Raw genomic sequence first — 20643 nt, forward strand, 5'->3', positions numbered from 1 at the left:
TCCTTCTACTGGTTCAATCCGGTGCTGATGGCCGTCAACGCCCCGTACAGCAGCAGGATCAGATAGCCGAAGCCGAAGATCACGATGGGTAGCGCCATCTTCGCGCTGCGGGACCGGCCGTCTCGTTCCATAGCCGCGACCGTCCGCGACCGCATGGTGCGCGAGATGTGCGCCATGGTTTCGGCGACCGGGGCGCCGCCGGAGGCTTGTTCGATACCGGTGGCCAGCTCGCCGAGTTCGTCCACACCGATACTGCGGCCCAGATCCCGCAGCACGGTCCAGCTGTGCACGCGAGCGTGGCCGCGAGTGTGGGCAGCGGAGTTCAACTCCCGGCGGATGCGCACCGCAGACCAGCCGGTGAGCTCGTCGAGGGTTTCGTCCAGGGCCTGCTCGATCCCGGCGCCGCCAGCGAGGCTACCGCTGACCAGGTCGAGCATCGCCGCGATGGTGGTGCGCATCTGCGCGCGCCGACGCTCGGCTTCGGCGCGCAGCCGGGACTGGGCGACCTGCACGGCCAGCAACGCCCCGATCAAGCCCACCCACAACGGCAGCTGCCCGCCCAGGCCGAGCAGTAAGGGCAGCATGCCGCCACCGGCCAGGGCGGCGACGGCGAGGACGAACGTCTGCGCCAGATACTGCGCCGGATCCCGTTCGCGGATGGCCAGATCCTGGATCGTGCTGCGGCGGGGCAGCCCGAGCCGCATCATCGGCGTGGCCAGGGTCAGGTCGACGCGGCGGCTGCGCGTGCGAGCGGGTGGGGCAGGCCTGGACAGGGCGTCGATGACCAGCGCCAGCGCCGGCCGAGGGGGAGACAGCCCGGAGACGACCAGGGTGACGCCGGCACCGACGGCGCCGCCGCCGAGCATCATCCAGGTCAGGCTGCTACTCACGGCGCCACCTCGTCCGGGGTCTTGAACACCCGGGGCGCGGGCGGCGTGGTCGCCAGGCGGTGCAGCCACAACCCGGCAGCGGCCCACATGCCGCTGACCACCGCCAGCACCAGCTGCCCGGTGACCGTGCCCAGCGGGAGCATGCTGCGGTTGAACAGATACAGGCCCACGCCGACCGCGGCGACGATGAGGATGACCAACCGCGCGGAGGTGCGAGCCTCGGTCTGGGAGATCTGGATCCGCTCCCGGGCGGCGACATCGTCGCGGACGGTCTGCACGAGATCGCCGAGCTGGTCGGCGAGGTTACCGGTGTGGGTGGTCGCGGCTTTCACCAGCGAGATCCCGACGAGGTCGGCCGCCGGGTGGTCCACGTCACGACGGAACGCGGTGATCGCGACCCGCAGCCGCACGCCCCCCTCCAGCGCATCGGCCAGGTCGCGCACCTGGACGGCGATCGGCGCCTTGGCCATACCCGCCGTGCCCCGGATGGCCTGCTCCACACCGGCGTAGGCGCGGATCTCGCCACGCATCACCTCCACCCAGCTCGCGATGGCTTCGAGCTTCGCCTGCGCGCGCATCTCCGCGCCGCCCATCATCAGCAGCGCCGGCGCGGCGTAGCTGGCCAGGCCGGCCAGCAGTCCGGCAACCGGCCAACGGGTCACGATTCCCACGACCACGGCGATCCCGGCCGCGACCGCGATACGTCGCCGGCCGGCTGCCGCCCACCGAACCGGCCGGGCCTGGGCGGCGGTGCCCGATTTCGGTCGCTCGGCCCGACGTGCGCCGGCGAGGGCCAGCCACCCGCCGAAGGCGATCAGCATCCCCGCGATACCGGCGAGCCCGGTCATGCCGGCCTCCGGACGTCGAGGGACTGCGGGTCGTAGCCGACCTCGAACAGCCGATCCACCATCGTGTCGGAGAAACGGCCGGTCAGCACCGCGTTGCGGTGCGGGCCCGGCCGGTAGATCTCGTTGCTGCGCACCTGGGTCGCGTCGGCGTCGACCACCTCACGGATACCGGTGACGAACCGTCGCCCGTCGGTGCTCTTGCCCACCTGCACGACGATGTCGACGCCGCCGCCGATCAACTGGAACGTCACGTCGAACGGCAACTGCTCCGGGGCCTGCCGCGCGTAGCTGGCGATCTTCATCCACGCATCCCGGGTGGAGGAGGCGTGGATGGTCGTAAGGGAGCCATCGGTGCCCTGGTTGAAGGCGTTGAGCAACGGAATGACCTCACCGCCGCGTACCTCGCCGACCACCACGTGGTCCGGGCGCATCCGGGTCGCCCACCGGACCAGGGTGGTCATGTCGATGCCGCCCTGGCCCTCGATGTTCGGCTCGCGCGGCTGCATCGCGACCACGTTCGGGTGGGCCTTCGTGTCCCGGTGCAGGCCCAGCTCGTACGGGTCCTCGATGGTGATGATGCGCTCCCACGGCTCGAACTCCCGGCACAGCGCCCGCGCCATCGTCGTCTTGCCGGTGTCCATCCCGCCGGAGACGACGATGTTGCACCGCGCGGCGACCAGCGCGCCGAACAGGTCGACCATCTCCCGGCTGATGGTGCCCAGCTCGGCCAGATCCGACAGGCTCAGCCGCGGGAACCGGTGCCGGCGGATCGACACGCACACCCGCTCCGTGACTGCCATGGTGGCGAACAGCCGGGATCCGTCGGGAAGCTGCAGGTCCAGGCGCGGCATCCCGGGGTCGAAGCGGCGTTCCTGCGCGCCGCTGCGCCGGGCCAGGGTCTGCAGCATGTCGATCAACTCGTCGTCGGAGGACGCGATCGGGGGGACCTGGACCGGCAGCTCACCGGCGTAGCTGACGAACACCGTGTTGGCGCCGTTGACGTCGATGTTCTCCACGTCAGGGTCGTCGATGTAGGGCTGCAGACCACCCAGGCCGAGGAAACTATCGCGCAGCGACTGACGTAGCGACTGCTCGACCTGCGCAGACAGCGGTGGACGGCGCGCCGCCAGCTCCGCGAGGTCGCGCTCCCGCAGCACGTCCGTGATCAGCCTGTCAACGACGTCGTCCCGACCGGCGTCGCTGCCGTCGATCGCCTCCTGCTGCAGACGCCGCGACACCTCGGCGCGCAGCGCATCACGATCGGTGTGCCCGACAGGGAACGCGCTGGTCATGCCCGGACCTGCACCGCAGAAGCCGGTTCGGTGGCGGCGGAGGCCAGGGCGACGGCCAAGGTGCGGGCTGCGGTGAGCAGTCTCCGCCTCGTCCAGCCCATCACGGGCCGGCGACGCCCGGCCAGGACATCCGCGCCGGTCGGATCGTGACTGATCGTGCCGGCGACCTCCGTCTCCAGGTAACCGGCGATCTCCACCGCGTCGTATGGGCCGGCGCCACTGACCACCAGCTGCACGCTCGGGCACCGCTCGGCCAGCGCCGGAAGGACGACCATCAGGTGACGCACGTCCTCCAACTGGGGACGGGTGAGCATCAACAGCAGATCGGCCTTGTCCAAAAACGCCGCCGCCGGCGAGCCCGGATCGAGCCGGCCGACATCCGCCAAGACAGGTCGGGTCGCGGCCAAGCGCCGCACCGCGGCGGGGCCGGCCGCACCGAACGCGGCCACGGTGTAGGCCGCGGTCTGACCAGCCGGGGCCACGACCACATCGACCCCGATAGGTAGGCGCTGCGACCACTCGGCCGGCTGCGTGAGCGGCCCGTACCGGGCGGTGGCCACCATGTTGCGCAGCCCCGGCTCGTCGTGCAGGTGCCATCGGCTGCCCAGATCACCACCAGCCGGATCGAGCTCGACCACCAGCGGCATGCCGGGTGCCGGCCAGCGGCAAGCCAACGCCACCGACAGCGTGGTGACACCAGGTGATCCCTTGACGCTACCCAGAACGATCAACATAGCCGCTACCGCCCCCGTACGATGATCGTGACCTCACCGGCCGCCGACGCGACCCGCAGCGCGGCCTCCGAGGCGAGTTGCACGGTGACAACGGTCAGGCCAGCCGCATCGGGCGCCTCCACGGCCCGCACAAGAGCCGGTGCCTGCACGACCTCGCGCGCACTGCCCGATCCCGCGCTGGCCGGTACGACGAGCACGACAACGGTGGCGCCCGCGGACAGGCCCGCTGGAGCGTGGCCGGTCTTGACCCCCACGGCCAGGACCGACTGCCCGGGTGCCGGATCGGTGACCGCGCCGACCTGGTCCATCACCAGCAGGGACCCGGCAGCCAACGGCACCGCCGCCGTCTGGCCGACGACCTGAGCACGGTGACCGGCCGGGATGACCCGCAACGTGTCGGCGGGCACGATACTCACCGTCGTCACGTCGGCGTCGGTCAACACCGCGCCGGCCGCAACCGGCCGAGCCACGGCGAGCACGTCAACGGCCTTCGAGACGCTGCCCAGCACGACCGCACCGATCACGAACCCGAGCGCGATCACGAGCAGCCCGCCGATGATCCTCAGCGGTGACCGGCGGCGCGAGGCAATGACGGTGGTCAGCGCCGCAGTGGTCGTGGCGTTGTCGAGGCGCTGACGGGCATCCATCGGGGTGGCAGTGGGCATGGCCTGTCTCCCTACTGCGTGTTGATCACGGACGATGCCGCCACGACCACCTGCACCGGGGCCGTGGACGTCACCGCGGGCGGATCCACCACGGATCGAGTCCGCAGCGGCGCCCTGCCGCTCGCGGACCTGCTGGACGACGTGGTGCTCAACCCGGGCTCCTCACGATGTGGTGTTGACGGCCGAGGCCTCGACCACCTGGACCGGAACGCTCGCGGTCGACGTGACATCCGGTTCCGTCCCGGCTACGCCGCCGCCTGACCAGGTGACCCGCCACGTGATCGTGGCCGTCACCGTGTACGTGCCGGCGCGTGACGGCGTCGTGTAGGTGTGACCGCAGTCAGGTGACGCGCTCGCCGGATCCCTGCTCGCCGTCCACGGCGTACCCTTTCCGCACTGCAGGGACCGTCCATCGCCGGTGGACCAGGCCACCGTGAGCGGCGTACCGACCGCGGTCACCGACAGCCCGGACAGGCTCGCTGTCGCGCTGCGCGGGGACCACACCGCCTCGTCAACCCACATCCACGTCGGGACATACACGACCTGCGGGGCACCGGCGTCGGGGCTGAGACGGATCTGCGGGGCGGGCAGCCTGAGATGCCTCACCGCCTCCTGCGCCAGCAACTCGACACCCAGGTCAGCGCCGAACACCGCGTACCGGACGAAGCTGGCCGGCCAAAAGTTGGTGATCGGGTCGCCGCAGGAACCGACGTACCAGGCATCCGGCGGCGCAACCTTGCCACCGAGCGCCTCGGCCGCCCCGAGATCGACCCCCTCCGCGCGCTGGTACCAACAGCCATCGCCGCCGTACCAGCCCTTACCCGGGATGTTGCACGGGATCGTCTGACCCTGCCGGTCGCGGCAACCCGAGCTGCCCCCACCACCGCCGCCGACAGAGTCGTTCGGTTGCTCGACGGTGATCACGCACGCCGGAATCGTCGGGTTGGTGATGCAGTTGACAGGGTCAGTAATGTCGGCGCGGGCCGGCACCGCCAGCGCGACGGCGAGCAGGCTCGCCACGCCGGCCGTGATGCCGGACCATCGCATCGACGTCAGCATGTACCTACCCCGTCGATCGCAATCTGGGTCACCTTCCACACCCCCTCGCTGATCCGGGCGACGGTCGCGGTGGTCGCACGCTTGCCACCCGGTGTGTCCTGGTATGGCGAGCCGTCCTGCTTCACCAGGCGGGACTTGGAGCTGTCGACGCAGTCTCTGATCTCGACCGTCGGTGGCGTCGCGTTGGGGTTGGCGGACCTGACCGCCGGCTTCAACGTCACCTCGCCCTCCCCGACGAGCCCTTGCTCGGCGACGGACGTCAGGCCCGTCACCCAGACGTCGAGCGCGTCACCCTGCGAGTAGCGGGCAAGGCCGGGATACTTGGGGTCGGGAACACGGATCGCCTCGACGTACGCCTTCCACATGCCGCGATAAGCATCCATCGCGGTCCGCGCCCCGTCGGCCGCCGTCGACGGCGTTGCGGACGAGCTCGGAGAGGACGCCTGCGACGTGGCCGGGGCCGATGGCGTCGCCGGCGCTTCGCCCTCGCTGCTGCACCCCGCCGCGAGCAGTACCACCACCAGGCACGCAGTGCGCAGCCTCGGCACAGACACGCGCACGGTGTACTCTCCCTCGATCCGGATGCGATGTCTACGTGAAAGATTCATGGACATGTTCATCCTCCGCTACTGAATCTTGGCAAGTACCCTCGGTACGTGCAGGCTGCACTTGCGCATAGCAAGCGCAGCCTGCCATCTGGTGCCTTCCATTCGGTACTTGCTGGTCCGCAAGGGCGCCACCCACCTTGTCAACAACCGCCGCCGGGGGCACCGAACTGCCTGCGTGCAGATCGCTTGTGGCCCAGAAGACTGCACCTGCCGGGCGAAATCTCTGTCCACGCTCCGATGGCGCATGAAGTGCCGGAGAAGTTGCCATTGATCTTCGGTGCGGTCAGCTAGCCGACAGTGTTGCGGGCACGCCACCTCATAAGGTGCTTGTGGCCGGTGGAACCGATTCAGGCGTACGCCCACCTTGACCAGTATCGGAAATGCTCGCCAGTTCCCCCGTTCCGCACGGCCGTCGGCTCGTGCCCATCCAGGAAGCTTTCGAAGGCCGGGCTGCGATCGACTCAATGATGATCAAGCCAGGCTCCTCTGCGGTCGCTGGGCGACGACTCAAGCCCACCCGCATTTCAGGTTAAATGTTTGTAAAACGGTCAACTGGCTTCGATAGTTGCCGATTACCGCTTGACACTCGATGCGACTCTCCGTCAGGTTGGGGCTACAGCTCAGTAGTTCTGCTCTCGATCCCCTGCGGCGAGACTTGAAGAACCTCGATCGAGGACGGCCACGTGCCTGACGGGGAGAAACGTGGACTTTGCCATTCTTCGAGACATCGAGAAAATGTTCGCGCGCCGTTGGGACGTCTTTGTCGTCGCATGCCTGAGCGAGCAGAAGCCCTTACGATTCAGTCAGTTGGCGCACGTGGTGAGCGAACATTCCCGGACGCGTATTGCGGACTCGACGCTCAATCGAGTGAAGGACCGACTCATTCGTGCTGGCCTGGTAGTGCAGGGTGCGCACGACGACGGACACCCCACGTATTCATTGACGGGCGCCGGGGAAACGCAGGCGCGATTTATCCGAGCGTTGACCGAAGCAGTGAATGGAGTGAGCGATATCGAGCGTGATGATGATCGCGAACGTGTCGATGGCAAGGACGCGTCAGCAGACGGCGGGTTCCCGCCTCGAACGGCGTAGCGGAGCGTCGGGCCAATGTGGCGCAGCCCGGGGTGTGCCTCGCGTCTTACCCGCCCCACCCATCGTCGCTCACTCAGCGCAACCCATTGTGGACGGCGCCGTGCCGCTACGGCGTCGACCAGCGCGCGGACGAGCTGCTGACCCGCGATGCAGCGGCGCGGCCAGGCCAACGACGTGCCACCCCACGGCCGGGGGGTGTCCCTATGGGGTTGGCCAAGTCCCAGAGGGGGCCGACGTTAGCCGGTCTCGCTGTCGCCGTTGCGGGCGACGACCCTCCACCGGGCTCGGCGGACGAGCCTCGGCTCGCCGATAGATGCTGGTGGCCCCGGGTAGCATCTGCCGATGCCGGAGACGTTGATCGCCATCGTTCGTCGTGAGGGCGTCACGCATCTTCGGGCCTACTTCAGGCCAGGGGCGTACAGCGGGCAGTGGTTCGAGACCTTCGCAGGTGGCGGCGACCGGTTCGAGAGCCGCGATCAGATCACGGTGGACGATCTCTACGCGGTGGAGGCGCTCAACGTCCAGGTTCCGTTCGCCGTCGGCATAGAACTGCTCGACGGTCAGCTCGGCAGGGACATCAGCACCCACCTGCGAGAGATCCCCGCTGCCGCCGAGCTCGGTAGCCCCGGTGCCCGTGAGCTGGTCGCCGATGGTGCGCACGCCGACCGGGCATGGCGGCTGCTGAACAACCGGAGCGAGACGACCGGTATCGGCTGGGTGATCGCCGGCAAGCTGTTGGCCCGCAAGCGGCCGAAGCTGATCCCCGTCTACGACTCGATCGTCCGCTGCCAGTTCGGCGCGCCGAAGCACGTGTGGACGAGACTGCACGACCAGCTCGCCGACAACGACGGTGAGCTGCGGACCGCGCTCGCCGCAGTGCGCGCGACCGTGGGCGTGAACGACCACGTGAGTGTCCTGCGGGTGCTCGACATCGTCCTGTGGGGACGGCACGTCGACCAGCACCGGCGGGACAGGCCGACGACCTGTCCGCAGCGTGGTGGCGTGGCCCTGTGATCGACGTGCCGCGCGATCCCGACCGGATCCGTTGAGGGGCACGGGCAGCGCGTAGGCCGGTACCGCGACCAGCTGGCGGGCCGCCGCCTCGGACGGCGGCCCGCCGGTAGCGGTGAGTGCGTCTGGGCAGGAGGTCGCCGGTTCCTCGGGGCCGATCCGCCGGGACGCCGCCGCACCGCCACGGCGTCGACCAGCGCGTGGACGAGCTGCTCGTCGGGCTGACCCACCTGCCCGGGGTGATGCGCGAGCGGGGTGGGGTGGCCCCGCCCCGTGCTGTTCGTGGCGCGCCAGCAGAAGACGCGGCGATGCCCGCGAAGCGGTACGGCAGTCCACAATCGGCTCGCGTCGGCTGGCGGCCCGCAACGTTCGCCCCGGCGGGTGCGCGGTGCCGGAAAGTGAAGGATGAGCCGCGGCGGTGTCTTCGGTACGGTCGCAGGGTGAAGAATGCGTCGCAGTCGCCGGAGTACGTGTTCTGCGAGCCGGTGTCCCAGACCGGTACCCGGTCGCACCTGCGGCGGCCGGACAGCGCTGGTGCGGTGTTCCCGCACGGCGGCATTCCGTCGGGGTGCCGGGCGCTGTGCGGCCTGGACGTGAGCCGGGGCTGGGACACGGAGCCGCCGGTGACCGCACACGCCGTGCGGGAGCTGCTGGCTATCACCCGGCAGGCGAAACCGGGCGAGGGCATGATCTGTGCCCGGTGCGGTGAGGCGTATCTGGAGACCGCTTCGGCGTGACCGCCGCCGCCCGCGGCGGTCACGGCAGCACCCGGCCCCGGGGCACACTGCTGCGCGCGACGTGCGGCGAGTTGGCGCCGATGGCGCGCCAGGCACCGTTTCCCACCGGTGTGCGGCGCGCGCACGTCGCCCACAGAGCCCGGGTCAACGCGCCTCGGTTCGAGAACTCGGTGCGGGCGATGACCGCCACCGGCGGCGACGCCGTGGCCATGGGTTGGGCCGCGACCACAGGCCCGGACCGCGACACCGCCCGACAGCTGCTGGAGACGCAGCTGCCCCGCAGGTGGCGACACGTCCAGGCCGTCGCCGCCAAGGCGGAGCGGATCAGCGCGGCGGTACCGGTCGACGATCGTCAGGTACTGGTGGCCTCGGCGTGGCTGCACGATATCGGCTACAGCCCCGACCTGGTCGACACCGGCTTCCACCCTCTGGATGGTGGCCGCTGGCTGCGGCGGGCGCACCACGACGACCGGGTCGCCGCGCTGGTAGCCCACCACTCCTGCGCGTGGCTGGAAGCCGAGGAACGTGGACTCGACAAGGTCCTGACCGCCGAGTTCGCTCGCGAGGACACACCGGTAACCGATGCGCTCTGCTTCTGCGACTTGACGACCGGGCCGGACGGGCAGGACTTCGAGGTCCACGCGCGGTTGGCGGAGATCCGCTCGCGATACGGGGCGGGGCACGTGGTGACCCGATTCATCGTCCGAGCAGAGCCGGAGATCGTCGCCGCGGTGCAGCGCACCGAACGCCGGCTCGCCGGCACCACCCGTCAACCGACGTAGGGCCCGCGACGATCGGCGACCACCCGCCCGCCGCGCCGCGGAGAGCGCTCGGCGAGGGCGGTCAACCGGCCTGTGCCCGTGCGCCCGTGCAGGGCCGGCCGGGCGGGGCTGGCCAGCCGGGTGATCGACTCCTGCGGCAGGCCGTGCGTCCGGTGGTCCCGCGAAACGGGAGCCCGACGCCGCCGTCGATGACGAAGCCGGCCAGAAGTGGCGCCGTGAGCGCCGCGACCGTCCTCCGTGGCGGGCAGACGCGGGTCGCGTTAGTCGTGCCCGTCGACCGCGCCGGACGAGTGGGGAGCGTGGCGGATGCTGTCGCCACCCGCGCTGGAGGGCGGGTCGGGTCGCGGCGCCCACGCTGCTCCCGGTGGCAGCGCCGCGTCCGGGCCGACAGCAGCGAGCATCTCCCGGTAGCTGCCGAACAGCTCCGGCCAGTCCTGCCCGGGCTCCAGGGCGGCCGGGTCGATCACGTCGAGGTTCCCCACCCTGCCTGCGGGTCGCTGTCGGTGGGATCGCCGAACCGAGGTGTACGAAAGCCCTGATCGAACAGTGCGCCCGTCGAGCCCCGGATTCAGTTCGCCCGGGACGCGGTTGAGCTGGGCCGGCGGCGGTCAGCGGCCTGCCTTCGTGTGGTACTCGTCCACGATCTCCTGCGGAATTCGGCCCCGGTCGGAGATGTCTTTGCCGGCTTTCCGGGCCCACGCCCGGATGGCCTTATTCTGTTCACGGTCGGCGGAGGCAGTGTTCCTGGCCTGACCGCCACGAGGGGTACGGCCACCGACGACAACGCCTCCGCGACCTACCTTTGTGCCATGGGTGACGTAGGGAGTGAAAACATCCCGCAGTTTCTCGGCGTTGAGTGCGGAGAGGTCGATCTCGTACTGCACACCGTCGAGCGCGAACTTCACGGTCTCGTCGGCGTCTCCGCCGTCTAGGTCATCGACCAGCTTATGAATGATCTGCTTCGCCACGGTGGCACATTCCTTCCCAATACGGTGTTACCCACGACGGGTGTAAACACCTTAGCTTGTGCGGCACTCGATACGTCAACAGGAGTCGCTGAACATCTTGGCATTGACCGACCCGATCCCGCCGCGGACCGCCCGCCGCCCTGACGCACGTATTCCGCTGCCTGGTAGGCGAATGGCGACGCTGTGTTGGCGGGAGAGGCCGATCCGCGCCGATGTGGGCCCGGGGAATCTGACGCGACGGATAACGGCGGCAATTTCGGCGTCAATCCGTGACACGCCATGCGAGTTCCGTGACCAAGTTTGGGGGGCACACGGGGACGCGTCGCTGTGCCGCCGGCTCATTCAGGGCCGACCTGTTCGGGCGGCAGCGCTCGCCGGGTTGCGGGCTGCCGGCGTGCGCGATCCTCGGAGGACGCGGGTCGCCGCCAGGAGTCAGCCGAAGGCCGGATGACTCGCCTCGGTCCTGCCGGGCTGGGGTTCGGACGCGGGAGGGTTAGCTTCGCTGCCGTTCCTGGTCGCGCCAGGGGAGTAGAGCGATGGCGGTGAGCAGGATCGCCGCGAGGACGAGGAGGACGGTTCTGGCGGTGGTGGCGGCGGCGAGTACACCGGCCGCGGCGATGAAGATCGGCTGGACGGTCCGGGAGGTGATCGACCAGGCCATGACGACGCGGGACAGGTACTCGTCGGCGGTGGCGTTCATCCGATAGGTCGCGAACGTGGGGTTGAACAGACCGACGAACAGCAGCAGCCCGAACTCGGCCACGGCGATCAGGGTCAAGCCGGCGACGGTGGCGGGGGCGAGCGGGATGAGTCCGAGCCACACGCAGCGGCCGACGCCGGCAGCCAGCAGCACGGTGTGTGGGCCGAGGCGGCCGGTGAGGGGTCGTGCCAGGAGGGCCCCGGCGACGCCGGCGAGCGCGGAGACGCCGAGAACCAACCCGTACTGCCACGGAGCGAAGCCGAGATCGCGGAGCATGAACACGGTCAGCAGCGGGGAGGCGGCGGTGATGCAGCCGCCGAAGACCATCGGTCTCTACCCGCGCTGTTGTTGTTGATCGGTCGGCGGCTCGTACGGTCTGCCGGTGCGTGATGCGTATCTACCTGGGCGTTGGATCGTCTTCCGGTACGACGGTGAAGGGACACCGCGAGCGACGGATGACGTGGTGAGAGCCCACATGGAGCTGTTGGACGGCCGGCATGTGCGGGACCGGCGCGAGGGGCAGCCATTTCTGCTCGGCCCGGACGGGCGGCCGGACGTGCGGATCAACGCGTTCTTTGCCTCGCCGCGGATGCGGGCTCGGTCGCCGCTGACGTGGCGGAAGTACGCGTACGCGTTGGGGCTGTGGTTGAACTTCCTGCGTGCGGCAGGCCGGACGTGGGATGCCGCGACGGCGGAGGACGCGGAGTACTTCAAGGAGTGGCGGCTGACGGACGAGGCGAATCCCCGGCCGGTGGAGCGGTCGACGTTCGCCGGTGATCTGGCGGCCTTGCGCAGCTTCTACCGGTGGGCGCGCGGATGTATCAGGTCGCCGATCCGGTGGCGGGTACGGACGATTTCGACCTGCGTCCCCGCGGGGTCCATGAGCGGGATGTGAAGTGGCTCGATCCGGCCGGATATATCGACGCTGGCGTGACGTGGGGTTGCGCGGTCACGGTCTCGATGGGCGCCCAGACCCGCGGTGGGGTGGCCGTAACGATCAACGTGACGCCGCGTTTGCCGATGGGCTCTACGGGTCGGGGCTACGGCTGGCCGAGTGGGCCAGCGTCCTGCTGATGGAATTGCCGGAGGACGACCCGGCCCGCGGCTACACGACCTCGGTCCTGGCTGATGTGTGCGCGAAGGGTGGGTACGGCCGCAGGTACTGGCGCCGCGCACCGCGCTGGTCGGCGTCCTCTCCTACGTGGAGGGCGCGCGGGCTTTCGCTGTACGCCGCGCACAGCGCACCGGTGTGTACGAGCGTCTCACGCACCGGCGGCTGCTGCTCGGCCATCAGGGTGGGCGGCTGCATGTGCGGGGATCCGACGGCCGACAGACCTCGCCAGCGGTGAACGCGGTCAGGCCTCGGGTCTGGGCGCGGCTGTTCCGGTCGACGTCGGCCGGGTTGGAGCCGTTGGCGTTGTGGCTGAACGAGGATGGGTTGCCGCGGGCGGGGCACGGCTGGCAGCACACCTTCGCTACGGCGAACGCGCGGATCGCCCAGTTGGGCCTGCAGGGCTTCCGGGGCACGCCGCACATGTTGCGACACAGCTGCGCGCTGCGCTGGTACGCGGTGGGCCGGCTGGCCTACGAGCGGCGGTTCGCGCATCTGGATGAGCAGGAGCAGCGGGACTTCCGGGTCCAGTCCGGAGACGACCCGGCAGCACTATCTGGAGCCGTTTCGGACGCTGGAGCTTGACCTGCTGTTGCATCACGCCCAGGAGGCGGCCGTCGACGGGTTCCTGACCGGCTACCTTGCCGATCACCCGCTGGTGCGCACCGACCCGTTGCAGGGGCTGCGGTGAGCGCCCGCGACAGGTCGCGGCTCGCGGCCCTACCTGGCGCCGGCTACCGGCCCACACCCCGGCTGGCCGACGAGCAGCGGCCGCAGGTGACGTTCAGCCCGGAGACGCGGGACAAGACACGCGGCCCGGCGCGGGTGTTCGACTTCTCCGCCTTGCCGGTATCCACGGAGCTGCAGCTGGCGTTCGCTCGCGCGTTCGCGTTCCGGACACGGGCCGGCGGATCGATCCGCGCGACCGGCTCGGCGAACCAGTCCTTCCGGATCATGCGCTCCTTTGCTGTCCACCTGGCTGCCGGCAACCGGCCACCGCAGACGCCGGCAGACTTGGCCCCGGCGCACGTGAAGGGCTGGGCGATGGCCCGCCGAGACCATGCCGCGTTGACCGGTGAGCTGGCCGTTCTCAAGGCATGCCTACGGCGGGTTCCCGGGATCACCGCCGAGTTCACGGCGTGTCTGAGCGAGCCGCCACGGCGCCCGTCGCCGAAGACCAGCTATAGCCGCACCGAAATGGTCCGCACTCTCGACGCCGCCCGCGGTGACGTGCGCCGGGCGGCCGAGCGGATCCAGGCCGGACGTGCGCTGCTGCAACGGTGGCGCGCCGGCGACCTCGACGGCGATCCCGGCGGCGGGGCCGAGAAGGTCCGGCGCCGGGGCCGGTTGTTGGATTGCATCGATCGTGATGGCGACGTGCCGCGTTCGGGCGCCCGCGGGTTCGCTGTCTCCTGGGTCAGGGCGCTCGGCTCGCTCGAAGCGCACTTCGCGATGCTGTATCTGACCAGCACCGACATCGCGGCGTTCGTGGTCCTGCTCGTCGGGTTGACCGGCCAGAACCGGTCCACGATCATCAACGCCCCAGCCGGCCATCACCGCGCGGACGGATATGCCGGCGGCCCGGCCACTGCGGTTGTCGAGCTGGACAAGCCCCGCCGCGGCCGGCACCGGCACATGGACGTCGCCCTGGTCGACGTCCCGCTCTGGGCACCCGCCCCCTCCCAGCCCCACGCGAACTCCGACTCCGACGTGGGAGCGGGCTTGCCGATGGATCTGCGGACGCCGTTCGGCGTCTACATGCTGTTGCACGACCTGGCCGGCCCAGCTCGTCAACGAATGGGCTCAGACAAGCTCATCGCCTGGTGGTCGGCACGGATCGGGGGGACCGCCGGGGGTTTCCGCGACGGCCTGACAGCACACCAGGTCGCCGACTGGGCCCGTCTGCACGATCTGCGGGCCGACCCGCTGACCGGCGGAGGCCCGGCCCCGGCGCTGGGTCTGACGCTGCGGCGGCTGCGGCTGACGTTCAACGAACTCCAGCAACGGCCGGTCGCTCACACAGAACGGACGTTGGCGAACGAGTACCTGGCTCGCAACCGTGGCAACCTCGCCGAGTACCAGCAGGTCGTCGCCGCGGCGCTGGACCAGGAGGCGGCTAAGGCCAAGACCCTCGGCAAGATCCGCATACTGTCGGCTGCGGACGTCATCGAGGCCCGCGACCAGCCGGCCCGAGTCGCGGCCCGGTATGGCATGGAGCCGGCGACCCTGCAACGGCTGCTGGCCGGTCAGCTGGACACCGTGCTCGGCGGATGCGTCGACAACACCAGCGGTCCGCACGATCCGGGCACGCCCTGCCGGGCCTCGTTCATGCTCTGCCTGAGCTGCCCGTGCGCCCGGGCGATGCCGCACCACCTGCCCGTCCAGGTCCTCGTCCACGACGAACTCGCCGCTCGCCGCCGGGCGATGACGCCCCTGCGGTGGGCGCACCGCTTCGCCCTTGCCCATACCCAGCTCGTCGACCTCCTCGACCGGGCCGGAGCGGTCGCGGTCGCCGACGCCCGCGCGGCGATCACCGATGCCGAGCGAGCCCTGGTCGACCGTTTCCTCGGCCGAGAGCTGGACCTGAGATGACACCGAACCCCGCGTCGGTTGCGCTGCGGTCAGAGCCCGGCGTGGTCCCGGTCGCGGACACGCTGGTGCTGCTGGACCGCCCGCTCGACCCGCAGTCGCGCCGACCCGTGTCGGTGTTCGGCGACGACTGGTGGGACCTGAGCCAGGGCATGTTCGAGGCCCACATCAGCGACGTGAGGCTCAACTTCTCCACGGTCCCGGACCGGTTCCGGCCCGCCGCGAAGCACTACGTCTGGCAGCTGATCAACCGCGACCACCCAGGCCACGGCACCCGCCGACGCCGCCTCGCCCTGCGTAGCATCGCGCAAGGCATGCCGCGCCTGGCTACCTTCCTGCACTGGCTCGACTCTCGAAACGTCGCTCGTATCGCGGACGTCACCGACGCCGACTTGGACGACTACGCCACCGACGTGGCGAAGTTGGAGGCCAGCGCGAACACCCGCGCCGGGCTGCTGCTCGAAGTGCGGCGGCTGTGGGCCTACCGGCTCCTGCTGCCCGAGGACGTCCAGCTTCCCCAGCCGCCGCCCTGGAACGGTGACCCGCCCTCCGAACTGCTCGGCGGCGCCAAACGGCCACGTGAGAACAGCACCGCCCGGATCGGGGCCGCGACCATGGAGCCGCTGCTGATGTGGGCGCTGCGTTTCGTCGAGGACTTCGCCGACGACATCATCACCGCCTACCACGAATACCTGCGCCTGCGCGGACGCTCGGCATCCCTTCGGCACCGGTCAGCCGGCTACACCGGAGACTTCACCAGCCCACAGCAGGCCAAGGCAGCGGTTCGCGCCTGGCTATGCCACCTCAAACAGGCCGGTCGCGGGTTACCGAGCCGGCAACCGCATCACGGCGAGCTGCAGGTCGACTGGCCCCACCTCTGTCAGCTCTTCGACGTCAGCGCGGATGCTTTCCGGACCGGACGGCCGCTGCGCAGGATCGTTGACGCCGCGGGCCTGCCGCTCGGCGGCCCGGCGCTGCTCGACACCCCGATCAGCGGGAAACTGCACGGCCGCCCCTGGCTCAGCACACCGATTCGCTACGGCCAGGCCGGCGAACTCGCACGGCTGCTCTGCACCGCCGCCACCGTCGTCATCGCCTACTTGACCGGGATGCGACCCGGCGAGGTCCTCAACCTCGAACGCGGCTGTATCCGGTGCGAACCCGCAACCGGGCTGTGGTCGATCAGCGGCAAACACTGGAAATCCGCCCGCGACCACCACGGAAACAAGATCGCTCAGGGGCAGCAGCGGCCCGACCCGTGGACCACCATCGAGCCGGTGGCGCACGCCATCGCGCTACTCGAACGGCTGCACCCGCACACGCTGCTGTTCACCGCACACATGCACCCCGTCCACAGTTACCACGAACCCAGCGCTGTGCCCCGCCAGCGGCGGGTCACCCGCCTCGGAAAGGGCCGCACCACTGCGGAACTCACCCACGACCTCACCGCCCTGACCGGCTGGATCAACACCTACGCCCGCCACCACGACCTGCACGCCGAACAGATCCCACCCGACCCGCACGGCGCGATCACCCTTACCCGGTTCCGACGCACTCTCGCCTGGCACATCGTCCGCCGCCCCCGCGGGCTCATCGCCGGCGCGATCCAGTACGGCCACCTGCACGTCCAACTCACCCTCGGATACGCCGGGACCTACGACTCCGGCTTCCCCGACGAACACGCCTACGAAGACTGGCTCCTACGCCTCGACACCCTGGCCGACAACCACCGGCGGCTCACCGAAGGCGAAGCCGTCAGCGGCCCCGCCGCGGACAACTACCGCAACCGCATCACCGCCGCCCAACACGCGTTCGCCGGCCGGGTCCTGACCAGTCCTCGACACGCCCGCGACCTGGTCACCAACCCGCTCCTACAAATCTTCCCCGGCCGCGGCATGACCTGCGTATTCGACCCCGCCAAAGCGCTCTGCCAACTCCACCCCGCCGAAGACGACATCCGCCGCACCCCCGATCACGACGACTGCCGCCCCACCTGCCGCAACATCGCCCACACCGATCGGGACATCGCAGCCGTCCGGCACCGCGCCGCACAGCTACACAACATCGCCAGCGACTACCTCGCACCCCCGATACGTCACCACCGTGAACGAGCCGAGCTCGACCGGCTCACCGCCATCATCCGCCGCCACGACCATGGGAAATGAGCATGTCCACCGCTACCGACTCCTGGACCACCACGGAAACCGACCCGCAACGCACGGCGATCCTCGACGCAGCGGACCGCCTCCTCGCCGGGACACCCCTCCACTTCACCGGCAACCTCTCAGTTCTCCAACAAGGAAGCCGGCTGGCGGCGACGCAAGGCAGAACTCCCAGCGCGCCGCCCGCGACAACGGGGCGGGCTCACGTTAGGGTCGCGTGCAACCGTGCCCGCGACGCGAAACCACCGGCGTGGGCCGTCCACGTCGTAGGGGAGACAGCGTGCGCTTCGACTTGACCCCGCTGGGCTCGAAAGAGTTTGAGGAACTGTCTCAAGCCTTGGCTGTGGCGGTGCTGGGCGGCGCAGTCTCCGTCTTCGGGGAAGGCCGGGACGGCGGCCGTGAAGCGACCTTCGAGGGACGGATGCAGTACCCGGATCCCCTGCCGCCGACCGGGGCATGGGACGGCTACGGCATCCTCCAAGCCAAGTACAAGGCGCAGGTGACCGCGACGACGGCGGACACCGGTTGGTTCCTCGGTCAGGTGCGCGATGAGCTTAAGAAGTGGGCTGACGACGACGCAAAGCGGGTTAAGCGCGGGCGGGGTCGCCCTGACTACCTCGTGTTCACGACGAATGTCACTCTGTCGCCCGACCCCGGTCGCGGTGGCATCGATCGCATCGACGAGCTCATCCGCAGCTACCGAGGCAAGATCGGACTGAAGGGCTGGGCCGTCTGGCATCGGGATCAAATTTGCACCTACCTCGCGGTCCACGATGGCGTCCGACGTACGTATGGCGGGCTGACCGTCGTCGGCGACGTTCTGGCCGAAGCACAGCGTGCCCTGTCGAGGCTCTCGGCCGACCAGAGGCCGGAAACCGACTTCTCTGCCCTGCTCACCACTCACGCCGCCAAGGAGCTCATGGCCCAGCAATGGGTCCGGCTTGGTCAATCCGGCGATCCCACTAACCGCAAGCTGATGCTAAGTGACGTCGCCATCGACCTTCCAGCCCACGGCCAGTTCACACGTCCCCACCGAGGATTCCGGAACCCGATAATCTCAGGCGTTATCGCCCACGTGATCAAGGAAGGCGACGCGATCCGCCGTCCTCGACCCGAATATCCCACGTGGCCCCACTTAGCAATCCTCGGTGGCCCCGGACAAGGTAAGACCACCCTCACTCAGATGCTCTGTCAAGTCTACCGAGTCGCCCTGCTCAACGACCGTCCCGCGCACACTCTCGGGCCCGAGGTGCCGGACCTGCTGGCCCAGTACAACCGTCACCTGCAGCGGCTGCGGATACCAACGCCCACGTGCCGGCGCTGGCCGATCAACGTTCCTCTGAACGAATACGCCGACGCCCTGGCCGACGACGGCAGCTTGTCGTTGCTGCGCTACATGAGCGAACGGATCAAGGCTCGCAGCCCGATCAACAGCGTCATGCTGCGCGAATGGCTACGGGAGTGGCCGTGGCTTGTCGTCCTCGACGGACTCGACGAGGTGGCATCCCTGGATATCCGGCAGCGGATGCTTGGTGCAATCTCTGAGTTCTACGTCGATGCCGCTAACCTCGAAGCCGATCTCCTGGTGGTAGCCACGACACGACCTCAGGGCTACCGCAACGAGTTCTCCGATCGCTTCTTCGACCGGCTCACGTTGCAGCCCATGGACCCAGGCCACGCCCTCGACTACGCCGGGCACCTGGCGAAAGTGCGGTACGACCAGGACCCGGACCTCAAGGCCCAAGTGGAGAAACGGCTCCGAGTGGCGGCTGCTGAACCAGTGACGGCACGGCTGATGCGGACACCACTGCAGGTCACGATCATGTCGCTGCTTCTAGAGCGCCGCGCTCGGGCACCACAGGACCGCTATGGGCTCTTCGAGTCGTACTACAACACCCTCTTCGAGCGCGAAATAGGCAAGAACACCACGGTCTCGCGGCTCCTCGACGACCAGCGACGCAACATTGATCACCTGCACGAGCGAGTGGGCCTGCTCTTGCAAATCCGAGCCGAACACGCCGGCGAGGCCGAGTCGCAACTGCCCGAAGACGAACTGCACCGGCTGGCCCGCGAGCGCCTGATCGCCGAGGAGTACAGCCGCGAGGAAGCGACCCGCCTCGCTGCAGACCTCGTCCATGCCGCGACAGACCGCCTGGTGATGCTGGTCGGTCGAGACCCCGGCAACATCGGCTTTGAGGTCCGCAGCCTCCAGGAGGTGATGGCCGCCCGAGCCCTGTCCGCCGGCGGCGACCACGACCTCCTCCAGCGAATCAGAGAACTGGCACCCTCGGCACACTGGCGTAACACCTGGTTGTTCGCCGCGAGCCGGCTATTCGCCCGACAGGAACACCTGCGCGACGCCATCATCACGCTGCTCGACGAGATTGACAGCGACGGAGCGCTCGCCACGTACGCTATGCCGGGCGCGCGACTGGCAATGGAGATGCTCGATGAGGACATCACTGCCGGTCAACCCCGATACAACAAGCTTCTGATTGTGCACGCACTGCGGCTCCTCGACGCGTTTCCGGGGGAGGTCATGACCCGGCTCGCTACGGTCCTCAACGACGCATCAACCACCGACAGGCAAATAGATCCCGTTGCCCACCAGATCATCGAGGCTAAGATCGGAAATGGTGGACGGTCGGCGTTAACAGCGGTCGATCTTCTGGCTGCCTGGGCCGCTCTCTCCGGCCCCGTACCGATTAAGGCGAAGCATCGGATAACGCGACTCAGAACTGCTCCCCCCGCTGCCCTTAACGCAGGTCTCGAACATCTGCAACGCTTCAGCCCTCGGCCGGTATGGTTCGATGGGCGTGCTGTTGAGCGACCAGATTCGGAGCCAACCACCGAGGTAATCAAGCGGAAACTGCAGGCAGGCAGTCTACCTCGCCGCGAGCAAGAGGAACTGGTTGCGATCGTCCGGCGGTTGGTGAAAGGAACGAGCGATCTCTCCGAGCTGAGTGATCCAAGTCGGCAAGAGCAGCTGGCGGCAATCGCCGGTGAACTCGACGTCGAAGAATGGCCAAACGGAGCGGAGCTTCAGCAAGCAGTGCTGCACTGGTATGCCCGGCAGCCGGTGACCGCACCATCGGTCGTCGCACTGACATAGATGTTGCCCTGACGAGTCGATTCGAGGGGAGTGTAAACAGGATTGGATGCATAGTTCTACATGCGGGATACTGGCGTCCGCAGCGGTATTGCAGCTACACGCCGGCACGCACCCGAGCCGATACCGTCCCGAGAGAAGATCACGAGATCGTTCCTTGTCGCTGCCCTAGCCGCCATGGTGGTGGTTCGGCCGCCTTCGGCGCTGACCGGCTCCCGGATCGTGATCGGTCTTATCGGCGTGTTCTCTTTCTGCAGCGCAGATCGCGGATCTGCAAACGCGATCT

19 protein-coding genes are annotated in these 20643 nt (G+C 68.9%); 9 read left to right on the plus strand and 10 right to left on the minus strand.

What is annotated here, in order from left to right; all coding sequences use genetic code 11:
• Nucleotides 1–5: 5 nt before the first annotated feature.
• The 7 genes from O7615_RS16325 to O7615_RS16355 all read right to left on the minus strand — a co-directional run bounded on the left by O7615_RS16325 (nt 6) and on the right by O7615_RS16355 (nt 6108).
• Entirely contained in the window at nt 6–890 is an 885-nt protein-coding gene (locus O7615_RS16325) for a type II secretion protein F (protein WP_278178491.1), read from the minus strand.
• The gene (locus tag O7615_RS16330; RefSeq protein ID WP_278178492.1) at nt 887–1738 is read right to left on the minus strand and encodes a type II secretion system F family protein; all 852 of its coding nucleotides are present in this window, start codon (nt 1736–1738) and stop codon (nt 887–889) included. Before O7615_RS16330 ends, O7615_RS16325 begins: the two co-directional genes overlap by 4 nt.
• On the minus strand, nt 1735–3030 hold the full coding sequence (locus O7615_RS16335) for an ATPase, T2SS/T4P/T4SS family (protein ID WP_278178493.1): 1296 nt from the start codon (nt 3028–3030) through the stop codon (nt 1735–1737). Before O7615_RS16335 ends, O7615_RS16330 begins: the two co-directional genes overlap by 4 nt.
• A complete protein-coding gene (locus tag O7615_RS16340) occupies nt 3027–3764 on the minus strand; it encodes a hypothetical protein (RefSeq protein WP_278178494.1) in 738 nt (245 codons plus the stop codon). The genes O7615_RS16335 and O7615_RS16340 overlap by 4 nt, the downstream gene beginning before the upstream one ends.
• A gap of 5 nt (nt 3765–3769) precedes the next feature.
• Nucleotides 3770–4429 (minus strand): SAF domain-containing protein, encoded by a 660-nt coding sequence (locus O7615_RS16345; RefSeq protein ID WP_278178496.1) that lies wholly within the window; start codon nt 4427–4429, stop codon nt 3770–3772.
• A 162-nt stretch (nt 4430–4591) separates the two neighbouring features.
• On the minus strand, nt 4592–5488 hold the full coding sequence (locus O7615_RS16350; protein WP_278178497.1) for a hypothetical protein: 897 nt from the start codon (nt 5486–5488) through the stop codon (nt 4592–4594).
• Nucleotides 5482–6108 (minus strand): hypothetical protein, encoded by a 627-nt coding sequence (locus O7615_RS16355; protein ID WP_278178498.1) that lies wholly within the window; start codon nt 6106–6108, stop codon nt 5482–5484. The genes O7615_RS16350 and O7615_RS16355 overlap by 7 nt, the downstream gene beginning before the upstream one ends.
• Nucleotides 6109–6798: 690 nt before the next feature.
• Here O7615_RS16355 and O7615_RS16360 point away from each other — a divergent pair.
• The 4 genes from O7615_RS16360 to O7615_RS16375 all read left to right on the plus strand — a co-directional run bounded on the left by O7615_RS16360 (nt 6799) and on the right by O7615_RS16375 (nt 9718).
• Nucleotides 6799–7188, plus strand: coding sequence for a hypothetical protein (locus O7615_RS16360; RefSeq protein WP_278178499.1), 390 nt, complete (start codon nt 6799–6801; stop codon nt 7186–7188).
• Nucleotides 7189–7530: 342 nt separating this feature from the next.
• Nucleotides 7531–8202: a DUF6308 family protein gene (locus O7615_RS16365; RefSeq protein ID WP_278178501.1), complete on the plus strand. Its 672-nt coding sequence runs from the start codon at nt 7531–7533 to the stop codon at nt 8200–8202.
• A 437-nt stretch (nt 8203–8639) separates the two neighbouring features.
• Entirely contained in the window at nt 8640–8936 is a 297-nt protein-coding gene (locus O7615_RS16370; RefSeq protein ID WP_278178502.1) for a hypothetical protein, read from the plus strand.
• On the plus strand, nt 8933–9718 hold the full coding sequence (locus tag O7615_RS16375) for an HD domain-containing protein (protein ID WP_278178504.1): 786 nt from the start codon (nt 8933–8935) through the stop codon (nt 9716–9718). The genes O7615_RS16370 and O7615_RS16375 overlap by 4 nt, the downstream gene beginning before the upstream one ends.
• Before the next feature lie 260 nt (nt 9719–9978).
• Here O7615_RS16375 and O7615_RS16380 read toward each other — a convergent pair whose 3' ends face one another.
• From O7615_RS16380 to O7615_RS16390, 3 genes are all read right to left on the minus strand, one after another.
• Nucleotides 9979–10200, minus strand: coding sequence for a hypothetical protein (locus tag O7615_RS16380; RefSeq protein ID WP_278178505.1), 222 nt, complete (start codon nt 10198–10200; stop codon nt 9979–9981).
• 126 nt (nt 10201–10326) lie between these two features.
• On the minus strand, nt 10327–10686 hold the full coding sequence (locus O7615_RS16385) for an Lsr2 family protein (protein ID WP_278178506.1): 360 nt from the start codon (nt 10684–10686) through the stop codon (nt 10327–10329).
• Between the two features lie 493 nt (nt 10687–11179).
• Nucleotides 11180–11713, minus strand: coding sequence for an MFS transporter (locus O7615_RS16390; protein WP_278178507.1), 534 nt, complete (start codon nt 11711–11713; stop codon nt 11180–11182).
• 136 nt (nt 11714–11849) lie between these two features.
• Between O7615_RS16390 and O7615_RS16395 the strand changes: the two genes are divergently transcribed.
• The 5 genes from O7615_RS16395 (at nt 11850) to O7615_RS16415 (ending at nt 20360) form a co-directional block, all read left to right on the plus strand.
• Nucleotides 11850–12281, plus strand: coding sequence for a site-specific integrase (locus O7615_RS16395; RefSeq protein ID WP_278178508.1), 432 nt, complete (start codon nt 11850–11852; stop codon nt 12279–12281).
• A 237-nt stretch (nt 12282–12518) separates the two neighbouring features.
• Nucleotides 12519–13082 carry a hypothetical protein gene (locus O7615_RS16400; RefSeq protein ID WP_278178509.1) on the plus strand — a complete coding sequence of 188 codons (564 nt, stop codon included), beginning with the start codon at nt 12519–12521 and terminating at the stop codon, nt 13080–13082.
• Nucleotides 13083–13184: 102 nt separating this feature from the next.
• The gene (locus O7615_RS16405; protein WP_278178510.1) at nt 13185–15089 is read left to right on the plus strand and encodes a hypothetical protein; all 1905 of its coding nucleotides are present in this window, start codon (nt 13185–13187) and stop codon (nt 15087–15089) included.
• Nucleotides 15086–17251, plus strand: a complete 2166-nt coding sequence (locus O7615_RS16410) for a hypothetical protein (RefSeq protein WP_278178511.1) — start codon at nt 15086–15088, stop codon at nt 17249–17251. Before O7615_RS16405 ends, O7615_RS16410 begins: the two co-directional genes overlap by 4 nt.
• 277 nt (nt 17252–17528) lie before the next feature.
• Nucleotides 17529–20360: a hypothetical protein gene (locus O7615_RS16415; RefSeq protein WP_278178512.1), complete on the plus strand. Its 2832-nt coding sequence runs from the start codon at nt 17529–17531 to the stop codon at nt 20358–20360.
• Nucleotides 20361–20643 lie beyond the last annotated feature (283 nt).

Origin of the sequence: Micromonospora sp. WMMD1082 (assembly GCF_029626175.1) — a bacterium.
Classification (GTDB): domain Bacteria; phylum Actinomycetota; class Actinomycetes; order Mycobacteriales; family Micromonosporaceae; genus Micromonospora.

What these genes read in the sequence shown, in the direction of transcription:
- O7615_RS16410 (WP_278178511.1), top strand. Translation starts at nt 15,086, where the DNA reads ATGACACCGAACCCCGCGTCGGTTGCGCTGCGGTCAGAGCCCGGCGTG.
- O7615_RS16335 (WP_278178493.1), bottom strand. Translation starts at nt 3,030, where the DNA reads ATGACCAGCGCGTTCCCTGTCGGGCACACCGATCGTGATGCGCTGCGC.
- O7615_RS16330 (WP_278178492.1), bottom strand. Translation starts at nt 1,738, where the DNA reads ATGACCGGGCTCGCCGGTATCGCGGGGATGCTGATCGCCTTCGGCGGG.
- O7615_RS16345 (WP_278178496.1), bottom strand. Translation starts at nt 4,429, where the DNA reads ATGCCCACTGCCACCCCGATGGATGCCCGTCAGCGCCTCGACAACGCC.
- O7615_RS16390 (WP_278178507.1), bottom strand. Translation starts at nt 11,713, where the DNA reads ATGGTCTTCGGCGGCTGCATCACCGCCGCCTCCCCGCTGCTGACCGTG.
- O7615_RS16365 (WP_278178501.1), top strand. Translation starts at nt 7,531, where the DNA reads ATGCCGGAGACGTTGATCGCCATCGTTCGTCGTGAGGGCGTCACGCAT.
- O7615_RS16350 (WP_278178497.1), bottom strand. Translation starts at nt 5,488, where the DNA reads ATGCTGACGTCGATGCGATGGTCCGGCATCACGGCCGGCGTGGCGAGC.
- O7615_RS16355 (WP_278178498.1), bottom strand. Translation starts at nt 6,108, where the DNA reads ATGAACATGTCCATGAATCTTTCACGTAGACATCGCATCCGGATCGAG.
- O7615_RS16340 (WP_278178494.1), bottom strand. Translation starts at nt 3,764, where the DNA reads ATGTTGATCGTTCTGGGTAGCGTCAAGGGATCACCTGGTGTCACCACG.